This window comes from Methanohalobium evestigatum Z-7303 (assembly GCF_000196655.1).
Classification (GTDB): domain Archaea; phylum Halobacteriota; class Methanosarcinia; order Methanosarcinales; family Methanosarcinaceae; genus Methanohalobium; species Methanohalobium evestigatum.
On sequence record NC_014253.1, the window covers coordinates 26,215 to 39,433 of the forward strand.

The window sequence follows — 13,219 nt, forward strand, 5'->3', positions numbered from 1 at the left end:
TTTATAATATGTAATACAATATTTTTACTGTATGTCAAAGGTTAAAATCAATACAAGTATACCTCAGGAATACAAAGAGATGATTGAACAATCAGGGTACAGTCAAACGTATTGTGTTACAGAAGCATTAAGGCAGTTTTTCTATGGTTCGGATGGTAAAAATCAGGAGACATCATCAGATGAAGAAAAAAATAGCGATGTGGATGTATTGGTTTATGAAGAAAGAATACAGGAACTAAAACAGGACAAAGAAAGACTTTACAAACTGCTCGGTAACAAAGATTTGCAACTACAAAACAAAGATAACCAGCTCACTGAAAAAGACAACCAGCTTAAAAATAAGGAATATCAAATAAGTTCAATGTTTCACAAAATAAATACTGTAGAACAGAAACAGAACAACAAACCCCACCTGACAGACCATCTGAAAACAGATGACGGCAACCCCGGGTTGTTAAAACGTCTCAAATCCAAGTTTACGAATAATTAAAGTAGGGTTACAAAAATACGACCCTGCTTCTGTTTCCTGCACTTAATTCAACATCATCCTGATAACCGGGTTTTGAAGTTGCATCAATGACCTGTATTTTGGAATCGAAATCCAACTGGTCTATCAAATTGGCTTTTTCACCCCATAAGGCTATCCGTATCCGACCGGTATCATCCGAAAGGTAAATATTGGCTACTGTATTGGTTGATCCATCTTTTTTTGTAAACTCTTTTATATCTCCAAGACCTGAAACAGCACCCTCTACAGAATAGAGCTTCCGAGATGATGCATCAATTTTTTCTATAGGAGTAAAATGTTCATTGTAATCCACATTAGTGTTTGTCTTTTTAATTAACCCGTAATTGCCAATCTGGATTTCAACTTCCTGATTATAATTATTTGTACGGGCAAATCCATTGATTATTTCTACATTATCATTATAATCAACTTCTTTAACAAGGTCTGCTTTGTCGTCCCATAATGTCACTTTGATTTTTCCGGTGTCGTCTCCTATCTGAAGGTTGCTGACGCGACCCTGTGAACCGTCTTTTCTCTGGAAGGTTTTGACATCCCATATATTAAGAACCTTGCCCAGTATATTGATGTCGCCGGTTCCATCCTCTATATATTCAATTTTTTGTGAATTGGCTGATGTGTCTATACGTTCATCTGCTTCATCGATTGTGCCGTATTGACCAATATGGACTTCCAGACCTTTATACCCTTCTTTTGCGTAACCGCTTATCTGAAGGCTCTGGTCTACTTCAAATTCACCGGATTCTATCAAACTGGCTTTATCATCCCATAATGTTAACCTGATAGAACCTGTTTCATCTGCTACTATAAGGTTTCCTACTTTACCCTCTGTACCATCATTTTTATTAAAATCCTTGGTACCAAAAACAGATACCACTTTTGCGATAAATTTAACGTTGTTGTTGGGACTGATATCTGAAATTTTTACCACATCATTTCCAGTATCACTGACTCCAAGGTCGTTGGCAACGAGTAGTGCGGCAGTTTTTCTATCACATAAACCACTCATCTGTTCAACCTTTTCATCTACTTTGGACAGAAAATCTTCTCTGCTAATCGAGTCTTCAAGTTTATCATAGATTTTATCTATTTCTTCGGTTTCACTCATGATAACACCAGTGATGGATTAATTATTAAAGGTAACTATCAATTTAATTTTATTATATGAATAAAAATGTTCATAATAATTTGTTTGAAAAGATACGAAATTATTACTTCTTGGTTGTGCATTTACTACTAAAAAAAGTTCAAATATTATAAAAGAATTTGCAAGTTATTTTTTTGTTAAGTTTCGGCAAGATATATTAACAATAAATAACATTGTTATTTTAGGTACAATGATTCGTAAATGTAATGAACATGGCTATTTCAGAGGCGAAGTCTGTCCTGAATGTAATACAAAAGGCAGACATGTTCTTGGTGACCGTTATGAAGAACGTCTGGGAAAATTCGTATCTGGAGCACTGAGGCATTTTCCAAATGCAACAGGTTTAGAAATGGATAAAAAAGGTTGGGTAAACCTTGACCAGTTTTGTAATATTTTAAAGCAGAAATACAAATGGGCAACAAAAGAATCATTAATATCTCTTGTAGAATCTGACATTAAAAACCGATATGAAATCGATGGTGGATATTTGAGAGCTTGCTATGGACACTCGGTAGATGTAGAACTTGACCATTGCGAATGTGACCTTCCATATTTATACTATGGTGTAAGCCAGGAAGAGGCGGATATGATTCTTGAGAATGGTATAAAACCCGTACACCAGCGGTATGTCCATTTAAGTACATCATATGGTAAAGCAAATGATGCTGCACAGGTTCATACAGATAATCCTATAATAATAAAAATAGACGTAGATGTTGCAAGAGAAAATGGAATGTCATTCATGTCTGCAACAGATGAAATTGTTTTGGCTAAACAAGTACCGTCAGAGTATTTAAGTATTGCAAATTTTGGTTAATATAATTGGGTGAAATGTTTGGTCACTGGGAGGTGACCCGAAATAATCCGTTTTCTTCCATTATATTAAATTCAACATCAAGAAATTTTTCAGTGACCCATATATTTGTTTTTGTGTGTTGGGTAATATCTTTAACAGTATAAGAACATCCCGGAACAAGTCCCATATAGGGTATTAACTGGTCAGCAAGATTTATATCAACATCTGCTCCAGATTCCAATTCAACGCTTACTTTATCTGCAGCCTTTTTCCCAACTTCTTCTGCAGGAAAACCTCTTTTTCCCAGTGCACTACCACCACACAAATTTTTCCATAATGTAATACCAGTCCCTTTAGAGGGATTGTTAGTGACCTCGGTGGCAATATTACAATCAAAATTTTTATAGTTGAGATGGTAGGAAGCAGATTCAGCCTGTCTCTGTGCGATATGTTCAGGCAGGTTTGAACAATGTGATATACCATAAATTTTGGAAACTGTTGTTTTTTGATTGCAAAAATTAAATTTGTGAAGTTTTTTAGATTTTAAATTTGCATACACAACTCCCTGACCTTTTGGATAGTAACCACGTCTGATGTTTTTTATATCACATGTGTAACCCATTTTTGATAGAGCGGTAACTGTTATATGTTTTAGATAGTCAATTGTTGGGGACCAGGCTACATCTGTTCCCCCTGTTATTTTGAGCTGGATGTCCTCGTTGGATTTTATAACCAATGGCATTATACACTGTAACAACAGGGTTATACTTCCTGCAGTTTTTATATCAACATCGAAATAACCCCCCTTTATTTCACCTGGAAAAAAACTGATACGTAATGACCCTAAATATTCTCCATCAATTTGCGCATTGCAAATACGTGCAGCAGTTTCAAGAGTTTTTATATGCTGCTTTTTGAGTCCTGGATTTGAACGAAATTTGCGTATGTTATAAATTTTCACACTTTTACCGGTAGTGGCAGATAGAGCAATCGCAGTTCTGACGATTTGACCTCCGCCTTCACCATATGACCCGTCAATTTCAATCATATTTTTGATTATCCATGTTTTTATAGGCGTCCTTTACAGCATACGTTATAGGGTCTACCAGTTCAGATACAGGTGGAGTGTAGCAGGTTTCCATTTTCAACATATCGTCAATGGATGCTTTTTTCCTTATTGCAAGGGATAATCCATCGATTCGTTCTTTTACACCTTTTCTGCCAATAATCTGCGCTCCTGAAAGACAACGATTACTGAATAACAGTTTGATGTATATTTTTTCACCACCCGGATAATATCCTGCTCTTGTAAAACCTGTTGATGAACCAGTTACAGTGTTTATTTTATTTTTATATGCAGTTTTTTCTGTGAGACCGACGTTACCAACCTGATAATCTCCAATAACACCAATCCACGGATTTGTAATGGGAGTAAAAGTTGATGTTTTCTCCAAAAGGTTTTCTGCAATAACAGATGCCATTCTTCTTGCAGTACTTGCAAGCTGGCTGACAAAAGGATTTCCAGTTACAAAATCATAAACCTGAGCACATTCTCCGCCTGCAAATACATCATCAAGGTATTTATTATCGTATTTTACCTGCAGTTTATTGTTTACCAACAATCCGCCACTTTCACCAACAGAGATACCTGCATTTTTTGCAAGTGATACTTCGGGGTTAACGCCTGTAGAGATTACAATGGTATCAACAGAGATGTTTTTTATCTTTCCCGTGATATTTTCTTTAATAGTAACCGACTCGGCGGTGTCAGAACCGTTTATGGATACTGGAGTGTGACCTGTCAAAAGGTTGATACCTTTTGAATCAAGATGGTTCTGCAGAATTTGTGACATGTCAGAGTCAAGGTTGTGGGACAACACGTTTTTACTACGGTTGATAAGTGTTGTACTGATACCTCTTTTTACACCGGCTACAGCGATTTCGACTCCTATCCCTCCTGCACCGATTACTACCAGATTTTTTGATTTTTCCAGATTATTCTGGATTTTTATCCCATCGGATAATGTTCTAAGTGTAAATACATTGTCCATTTTTATAAATTCTTTCAGGGGTTCTGGTATAGAAGGTGAACTACCCGTAGCAATAACAAGTTTATCGTATCTTACTGTGTCAATTTGGGTATGTACAGTATGGTTTTCAAGGTCAATGGAATTAACCTGTGTATTAAGTCGGACATCAATACCCATGTCTTTGAAAAACTGTAGATTTTTAACTATAAGTTTGTTGAAATCCGGAATATCACCGGCGAGTACAAAAGGCATTCCACACTGACTGTAGGCTGTATGTGAGTCTTTTGATAACACTTTGATGTTGTAATTTCCGTGGCGCTGGACATGAGTAGCAACAGCCATCCCTACAGCGCCCCCTCCAATGATAACTAAATCCTGTTTTTTTGTATTGTTCTCTGATGTATTCCCCACCATACTGGTTAATAATTGAGATTGTTTATTAAGTGTATTGCCTATCAGTTTTAAAATCTGGTTATGTTAGGTAATTTCCTAACAAAAAGAATAATTTTATTATGTTTTAAATCCAACTCATTGTTAAAAAGATATAGGAGGATTAATCATGCTTGATTTATCTATTTTCAAGGGAATTGGCATATTACTGGTAATAGTTGTTTTCAGTAGTGGATTGCTTTTTGCAACTGCTTCAGAATTGAATTTGGGAATAAATAAAACAAATAAAAGCCTAGAAACTTCTTTAGGTGATGGACAAAACGGCTCTCAGATAAATAATACAAACCAGTCTGGATATATCAGTGGACTGGCAAAAATCGATGACATTAATTTGGAAAGAAACCCTGATGAACAATTACTGGTCAATGTAAGTGGTCACCTTTCTGATAGTTGTACAGAAATTGATGAAATTGTAAAGCAAAAAACTGGGGACAAATTTATAATCAATATTACTACCAAAAGACCAAAAGATGCGATGTGTCCTCAGGTGATAATTCCATTTGAGAAAGAATTTAAATTTGATATTAGTGGAATGGATATAGATAATTTAGAAGTTAAAGTAAACGAGGTGACTAAATCCTATTTATCTGAATGATTTTTTTGTCAACAAGCAAGTTTTCATAAAGTTTACTTTGTAAACAGTTAAGTTTAATACATTCTAAAAATATTTTAATATTATAAGGAGTTGCAGAACTTATTGTGTCCCCCTTGGATTAGCCCCCAACATTCAGCTATTTTTATAAGCTCTGCAACTCCACCTCTTTGTTTTAACAATTATTATTTCTATATTTGTTAGCTAAATATTTTGTTATTTGTCCTATAGTAGTTATTAACCACAAATTTATTAAACTACTACTAACTTCCTATTTATGAGTAATCAATTAATGGTTACATTCATAATACAAAAATTACTAATACATTCACAAAAATATTAAAAGATGTGGTTATCCAACGCAAAATAGTTTGGATTTAATAACTAAATATTACAGTGTATACAACATCAGTATCACATTAATAATTAAAGACATATAAAAAACAGAACAAGTTTGATGTACAATAACAATGATTATGGGTTCCAACACTAACGAAGGGTTTCAATTTAATATTAAAATTATAATTGTCACTAATCTGATATAATAATACTTTACAGAAATCCTTACTTAATCAGAATCATCAACCAAAACGCAATAATCATTGAAATCAAATTAATGATTAAAGAGGTAACTCATTGTAATTCAGACAAATAAAGATAAATTGGCATGAGTATCCGGCAGACAACTCATGTATTAATTGAAAATTCGGTTTCAATCAGAGTACTAACAAAAGTAGTATATTGGGTGCTAAATCAACATGTAAATCTCAATAATAGTTCTCAGGTTAGATATCAATTTGCCCATCAAACTTGTTCTGTTTTTACTATTTTGCATTGGATAATCCATATTTGATATCTATAACAGCCATTATGGAGATATTCATATGCAAAATCAGAACCATAATCAAAATAATCAAAACCAATCAGCAGATACCACTAAATATATCATCCATTCAAAAATCAGTGCAAATGGTATAATTGAGCGTCCTGATATAGTAGGAGCAATTTTTGGACAGACAGAGGGGTTGCTTGGAAAAGACCTTGACCTTCGAGACCTTCAAAAGACCGGTAGAATAGGAAGGATTGAAGTCTTAATAAGCGGTAAAGGCGGTAAATCAAAAGGAACTATTCTGATACCATCCAGTCTTGACAGAGTTGAAACATCTGTTCTGGCTGCTGCCCTTGAAACTATAGATAGAGTAGGACCATGCAGTGCCAAAATAGAAGTAAGTAAAATCGAGGATATACGAGCCACAAAAAGAAAAAATATCATTGAAAGAGCTCGGATGATTTATTCTTCAATGTTTGATGATAATCTCCCTGAATCCCAGGAAATCGCAGATGAAGTACGTGAATCCCTGCGAATCCATGAAATGGAATATTATGGTAAAAATAAAATACCCTGCGGCCCCGAAGTGTTTGATTCTGATGAAGTGATCCTTGTAGAAGGTCGTGCTGATGTACTTAATCTACTGCGTTATGGGATAAAAAATACAATCTGTGTGGGTGGTACAAATATTCCACCTGAAATAGCGGAACTTACAAAAAAGAGAAACGTAACTGCGTTTACAGATGGTGATCGTGGCGGAGTGCTCATAATAAAAGAGCTTTTACAGGTTGCTAATATCGATTATATTGCCAGAGCTCCTGAAGGTAAAAGTGTTGAAGATTTGGTACACAGAGAGGTAATGAGGGCACTGCAACAGAGAGTTCCGATAGAGCAGGCTATGGAATCATATACTTCAAAACCAGTAGAGTCATCAAAAACTGGTAAGTCTGCAAGGGTTTCTAAACGTAAGGATAATAGGTCGCAGGAAATACAAAAACCTTCAAGTTTGAAGCCGAAAAATCTGGTTAAAGAAACCGAGGTTGAGCCTCAACAGGAAGTTCAGGAAAGTTTTACTGAAGATGTAGAAATAGCAGAAGAACCTGTTGTAACTGAAGAAGCGGAACCCCAGTTTAAATTTAAACCTCATATAGATGCAATATCCGGTACACTTGATGCACGCCTTCTTGATTCAGGGGAAGAACTGGTTGAAGAAATAGCAGTAAGAGACCTTGTTAATAAATTGAAAAATTATAATGGTGAGGTAGTAAGTGTGGTTTTTGATGGGGTTATAACCCAGAGGATTCTTGATGTATCTTCAGAAAAAGGAATCAAAAACCTTGTTGGTGTGAAACTGGGGAATGTGACAAAAGTACCCACAGAAATTAATATCTTTACTGAAAATGATTATTGCTAATTTTTTTTATTTTTTATTTTTTGTATCATATTTATCATGATTAATCATAAACAATAAATAGAAAATTACTTATAAATGATTGGGGAAAGTATTTTCCGTCAATAATGACTTTATTTAAAGTCTAATTAATGATTATCGAGTATATAAAAGTTCATATAAAAACAGCATGATTAATAAAAGGTTGGTCAATATGCACAAAGATGAATTAATACAATTGCATACACTGATGGCTCAATTGAAACGATATTTTGAATGTCAGGGCGTTGAATGTGATTTCAGTGAATACAAGTCCCTGTCCATCAGTCCAGTGCACGTCCACCGGAGCAAGGCAGAGCATAAACATGCAATATTTGTTCTTGGAAATGATATAGCAAAAATAATTTCTGAAGATGAAAACATGGGAGGTGGAAGAACCTCTGAACGAATGCAGGAACTTGCGGCAAGGACAGGAAATAAGGTAATTCAGGATAATTAAAGGGTATTTTCATTTGTAATCCCTGATTCGTATTTATTGTTTATTTTATTATCCAGTAGATTAGTATATGAATTCATATCATAGGGAGGCTGAAGGTATGCTTTCATTATAATACCGTCTTCACCATCTGAATAATATTTTTTTTCAACCCAGCACTGGACAAAACCCATACTATTGTATAGTTTCTGTGCACGAACATTACTTCTTCTTACCTCAAGCCTGGCATATTTTAGCCCTGTCCTGCAGAACAGATTTAATATAGCCCTGAGTAGTTCTGACCCGATACCTTTGTCCCTATAGCCTTTTTTAACAGCAAGGGTAAATATACGCCCTTCGTTTTCATATATCTGATATCCTACTACATATCCTGCTACTTTGTCACCTACAGTAGCCACTATAAAACCATCACTGTTGATCTCATAAAAATTGATGTAGACGAACGGATTGTGTTCGCTAAATGTTTCCATTTCAATTTCTAAGATATCCTCAAAATCTTCCGGTTCAAAGTATCGAAGATTCATTGTATCGTTTTGATATTTCAAGTTTAGTGGTTAAGTTTTTTTCACATGACGCAACGTTATGGCTATACCTCTTGTGGATTTTTCCATTTCTCTGCCGCTCATCAGTGCTCTGCCTACACCGATAGCATTCTCTCCCGAAATAAGCACTTCATCACCGGGTCTGATTGAAACATCCGCTTCCTGTATTCCTGGTGCAAGAATCGAACCTTTTGGTACAAAACTACCAATTTTTACTACATAATTGTCATGTGGGATTAGTAGTTCAGCACCGCGGGCGGTTAAAGATAGAGTTCCATGGTGTGGTACAAGAGTAGCGATTTGTTCTTTATTCAGATAAACCTGATGTTTGGGATAAGGGGCTTTAATTACAGCATCATCTGGAACAAGTATGTTACCTGCACCTTTTCCAAACTGATAATCAGCAATCGCACGCATAAGGTTGTGTTTTGACATTGGTTTTGGTTGGGTGCGTTCATAAGCCAGATTCTTAATAGTATCTTTAAGAACCTCAAGAGATTCTTTGGATGTAACATCACTTTCACAGGTATATACAATATCTATCCCAAGTTTTCTGGCGGCTAAGTCACAAACTTTTTGATATGCACCCTCTACATGTGCGACTACACAGGAATATTTGTTTTTAGAAAGATAATTTACAAGACAATCGGTGACCCATTCCACTTCATCGGCGTCCCAGTGACCTGTAACTGCGATATCATAATGCGCAGCTGGATAAGTGAGTTCAAGTTCCCGGGGGACGATTCCGAGGGGGGATGTCAGGACGAGTTCATGGACGTACTTGCGGTATTGACCCAGAGTATCGATAAATTTCTGGTGGGAATTGGATGTGGAGTAGGGTTTTCGGGCAGAACATGGCAGTAGCAATAAAATATCTTTTTTAGGAGGGGTGTATCTGTTTTGTACCCTTTCAGCAAAACGGGTGATTTCAGGGCGGTTTAGGGATTCGCTCGTATTTGCAGTAAGTTGAACTGTTCGAGTAGTAGGAAATTGTTCTTCTAAATAACATTGGTCAAAGTCTGCAATACGTAAAAGAGCCGTTAACCAGGGTTGAGTTCTGCATTGTCCTTCTACGTATTCACGCAGATATCCTTTTCGTATTTTTTCGCGTACAAGAGATAGTTCAGAATCAAGCATATTTTTGTTGTGTTCTTCAAGAATAATCCCGCGATTTTCCGCATCCATCAATTTCAAATCATCAACGGTGACAGATGTACATGCATCACATCTACATGGCAGTTCTGTGATATTATAAAGATAAAATTTTCCTGATGATGTTAGATAAATGTCATTGTATGCTGATATGGTGGCACGGGTATAATCAAATACATCGGCTCCAAGATATATAAGCATTGCAAGATTTTCAGGAAGTGCAATGTTTGGAACATAAACAGCGGTATCATGAGGTATTTCTTCTTTCAAACCTTTTAAAGCATTGAAAAATTGCCTGGCGTTGTTTTCAAGACCGCCACCACCTTCCATTATATATAGGTCGCTGTTTTTGACCTTTTTACCGGGGTGAAAAACACTTCCTGTAGCGCCACTTGTTTCAATATCATAATTACCGGTGGCATTTGATACGGCTTTATCAGGTACATTATAGGGATAATTCTGGTGTGGCAATATTATGAGATTATTCTCGCTTACTTTCTGACGCAACTGGTTTAAATATTGGTTTTCAAAAATATGTTTTCCCTGTTTCCATACAGAACCAGCGTCAATAATCGGTAACTTCTCAGTATCTCCGATATCTTCGATGTTAATAATACATGGTGTTTTTAGATTCCTGCTAAGAATAAGTTTCCCCAATCTTGCTTTTCCGTCTCGTTGTTCTACTTCAAAATGTTTTGTCATGTATCTGTGATACCTCTTTTATAGATGTAAATTTTTGGTTTGGTATTTACCGCAACTTTTAAGTTTTTGTATCTTATTTGATACTTAGAGTTTTTGTATGAAATACATTGAAAAACTACGGGAGATTGTAGGCAAAAACCGGGTCCGTACTTCTTCTCCAGAACTTTATTGCTATTCATGTGATGCATCCCAGATAAAAGGGATGCCAGATTATGTAGTACGTCCCGATAGTACAGATCAGGTATCCAAGATTGTACAGTTTGCAAATAAACACAAAATACCAGTAACCTCAAGAGGTGCAGGGACTGGTCTTGCAGGAGGAGCAGTACCAATAAGTGGGGGTATTGTTCTTGATCTGTCATCCATGAACCGGATACTTGATGTAGATATTGAAAATCTCCAGGTAGCTGTTGAACCGGGAGTTGTTCATGCCAAACTCAATGAAAAACTAAAACCCTATGGATTTTTCTTTCCACCTGATCCTGGGAGTTCTGCTATGTGTACTATAGGTGGATTAATCGCCAACAATGGAAGTGGGATGCGTTCGGTCAAATACGGAACAAGTTCCCGTTATGCACTCGACCTTGAAGTTGTTATGGCTGACGGAACAGTTATCAATACAGGTTCAAAGACTTTGAAAACGGTTGCAGGTTACAATTTGACAGGTCTGATGGTGGGTTCTGAAGGCACACTTGGAATTATTACAAAAGCGGTGTTGAAAATAGCACCACTTCCCAAAGCACGTACTGTAATACTGGCGTCATTTGAAAATCCCGAACTTGCGGGGGAAGGGGTAGTTAAAACACTGTCATCAGGAATAGTCCCTTCTGCATGTGAAATACTTGACAAAACTGCGATTGAAGCGTTAAATGCATTTGACCCAAACCTTAATTTACCCGACGTAGGCGCTATTTTAATGTTTGAAGTTGATGGTACAGAGGGTGCAGTAGAAGAGGAAGCTAAATTAATAGAATCTGCCTGTTCATCACTTGCGACCAATGTTAAAAGTGCATCAACCAAACAGGAAAGTGAAGAATTATGGAGAGCCAGAAGATTGGTGGGTGCAGCCATTTCCCGACTTGATCCCAATCGTACACGTGTGTATGTAGGTGAAGATGTAGGTGTTCCTATTAAAGAAATACCCCGGATGCTTAAAAAAGTTCGTGAAATATCAGAAGAATTCAATATCCCAATTATGACATACGGACATATAGGGGATGGAAACCTGCATACAGGAATGGCTATTGATGTGCTGGATGACAGCCAGTGGGACAGTTTGAATAAAGCTGGTGATAAAATACACAGAACTGCTATAGAACTTGGCGGAACAGTCAGTGCAGAACACGGTATAGGTGGAGCTCGTTCTGAATATATGGAACTTGAACTTGGTCCTGCACTGGATGTAATGCTTAATATCAAAAATGCACTTGATCCAAATAACATACTTAACCCCGGAAAACTGGGGGTGTAATCAAATTCATGACTGAATCAGAAGACAAATCCGATTCTTATCTCAGGTCAATACTAAAGTGTGTACGTTGTGGTACATGCCGTTCAGTATGTCCTGTCTTTGATGAACTTGGCTGGGAATCATCAGGAGCTCGAGGACGTATTCTTGTGGCACATGCTCTTTCACAGGGTATGGATGTTGATTCTGATGTACTGAACAGCCTCAATACATGTACTACATGTGGTTTATGTGAACAAAATTGTCCCTCAGGAGCAAAACCTCCAGATGTTATTGAAGATACCAGACGTCAGCTTGTTTTGAAAAACAAAATGACAGATAAACAGGCTGAACTCAGGGAAAATGTAACCAAATACGGAAACCCACTTGCAGAAACATCTGACAGGTATTCTTGGCTGGGGCAAGATTCTGCAGATATTAAAAGCCGTGCAGAATATGTATTTTTTGTGGGATGTCTTGAGTCTTATCGATATCCAGAGGTAGCAAAAACGACATTCGATATCTTGAAAAAATTCGATGTAACCCTCTTACCGAATGAGCACTGCTGCGGGTCACCCCTGCTTCGTACCGGTTTTGAAGCGGACGATGTGACCGAGGAAAATATAGAACAGATTAGAAAAATCGGAGCTCATACAGTTATTACTGGGTGTGCAGGTTGCTATACCACTTTCAAAAATGATTATCCTGATGAGTTCAATGTTAAACATGTTTCTGAATTTCTGGCAGACCATATAGATGAACTGGGTTTAAAACCACTGGATATAACTGTTACCTATCATGACCCCTGCCATATAGGGAGGAAACATGGAATATACGAGGCACCTCGAAAAGTTATAAAGGCAATCTGCAACCTCAAGGAAATGAAAACAGTACGAGAAAATGCCAGATGCTGTGGTGGAGGTGGAGGTGTCCTTTCGGGATATCCTGAATTGTCCCATTCAATCGCAGAAACACGGATGACTGAAGTACCGGAAGGTGTGGATTACGTGGTGACTTCATGTCCACTGTGCCGGAGGAACCTTAGTCAGGGTAACAAAAATATTTCTGTTATAGACCTTATTGAACTTGTGGCACTTGCAATGAAACAAAATTAAAAAAA

Annotated in this window: 12 protein-coding genes; 7 read left to right on the top strand and 5 right to left on the bottom strand. The window is 36.8% G+C overall.

The window, feature by feature from the left end:
* Nucleotides 1–31: 31 nt before the first annotated feature.
* A complete protein-coding gene (locus METEV_RS00130; protein WP_013193526.1) occupies nucleotides 32–490 on the top strand; it encodes a hypothetical protein in 459 nt (152 codons plus the stop codon).
* 7 nt (nucleotides 491–497) lie between these two features.
* Here the strand turns inward: METEV_RS00130 and METEV_RS00135 are convergent, their stop codons facing one another.
* Complete coding sequence (locus METEV_RS00135) at nucleotides 498–1,634, bottom strand: OB-fold nucleic acid binding domain-containing protein (RefSeq protein WP_013193527.1); 1,137 nt, start codon at nucleotides 1,632–1,634, stop codon at nucleotides 498–500.
* A 229-nt stretch (nucleotides 1,635–1,863) separates the two neighbouring features.
* On the opposite strand from METEV_RS00135, the gene METEV_RS00140 reads away from it, so the two are divergent.
* A complete protein-coding gene (locus METEV_RS00140) occupies nucleotides 1,864–2,490 on the top strand; it encodes an RNA 2'-phosphotransferase (protein WP_013193528.1) in 627 nt (208 codons plus the stop codon).
* A 22-nt stretch (nucleotides 2,491–2,512) separates the two neighbouring features.
* Here METEV_RS00140 and rtcA read toward each other — a convergent pair whose 3' ends face one another.
* The gene (rtcA, locus tag METEV_RS00145; RefSeq protein ID WP_013193529.1) at nucleotides 2,513–3,517 is read right to left on the bottom strand and encodes an RNA 3'-terminal phosphate cyclase; all 1,005 of its coding nucleotides are present in this window, start codon (nucleotides 3,515–3,517) and stop codon (nucleotides 2,513–2,515) included.
* Entirely contained in the window at nucleotides 3,510–4,913 is a 1,404-nt protein-coding gene (locus METEV_RS00150) for an NAD(P)/FAD-dependent oxidoreductase (RefSeq protein ID WP_013193530.1), read from the bottom strand. Before METEV_RS00150 ends, rtcA begins: the two co-directional genes overlap by 8 nt.
* A 145-nt stretch (nucleotides 4,914–5,058) precedes the next feature.
* On the opposite strand from METEV_RS00150, the gene METEV_RS00155 reads away from it, so the two are divergent.
* The 3 genes from METEV_RS00155 (at nucleotide 5,059) to METEV_RS00165 (ending at nucleotide 8,259) form a co-directional block, all read left to right on the top strand.
* Nucleotides 5,059–5,544, top strand: coding sequence for a hypothetical protein (locus METEV_RS00155; protein ID WP_013193531.1), 486 nt, complete (start codon nucleotides 5,059–5,061; stop codon nucleotides 5,542–5,544).
* Nucleotides 5,545–6,425: 881 nt separating this feature from the next.
* On the top strand, nucleotides 6,426–7,784 hold the full coding sequence (dnaG, locus tag METEV_RS00160) for a DNA primase DnaG (protein ID WP_013193532.1): 1,359 nt from the start codon (nucleotides 6,426–6,428) through the stop codon (nucleotides 7,782–7,784).
* A gap of 190 nt (nucleotides 7,785–7,974) precedes the next feature.
* A complete protein-coding gene (locus METEV_RS00165) occupies nucleotides 7,975–8,259 on the top strand; it encodes a UPF0058 family protein (protein WP_013193533.1) in 285 nt (94 codons plus the stop codon).
* Here METEV_RS00165 and rimI read toward each other — a convergent pair.
* Nucleotides 8,256–8,780, bottom strand: coding sequence for a ribosomal protein S18-alanine N-acetyltransferase (gene rimI / locus METEV_RS00170; protein ID WP_013193534.1), 525 nt, complete (start codon nucleotides 8,778–8,780; stop codon nucleotides 8,256–8,258). The two genes, METEV_RS00165 and rimI, sit on opposite strands and share 4 nt — an antisense overlap.
* Before the next feature lie 30 nt (nucleotides 8,781–8,810).
* Nucleotides 8,811–10,652, bottom strand: coding sequence for an archaeosine synthase subunit alpha (arcS, locus tag METEV_RS00175; RefSeq protein WP_013193535.1), 1,842 nt, complete (start codon nucleotides 10,650–10,652; stop codon nucleotides 8,811–8,813).
* Between the two features lie 97 nt (nucleotides 10,653–10,749).
* Between arcS and METEV_RS00180 the strand changes: the two genes are divergently transcribed.
* Both METEV_RS00180 and METEV_RS00185 read left to right on the top strand, forming a co-directional pair.
* Nucleotides 10,750–12,123 carry an FAD-binding oxidoreductase gene (locus METEV_RS00180; RefSeq protein WP_013193536.1) on the top strand — a complete coding sequence of 458 codons (1,374 nt, stop codon included), beginning with the start codon at nucleotides 10,750–10,752 and terminating at the stop codon, nucleotides 12,121–12,123.
* An 8-nt stretch (nucleotides 12,124–12,131) separates the two neighbouring features.
* Entirely contained in the window at nucleotides 12,132–13,214 is a 1,083-nt protein-coding gene (locus METEV_RS00185; RefSeq protein ID WP_013193537.1) for a (Fe-S)-binding protein, read from the top strand.
* The last annotated feature ends 5 nt before the right edge of the window (nucleotides 13,215–13,219 follow it).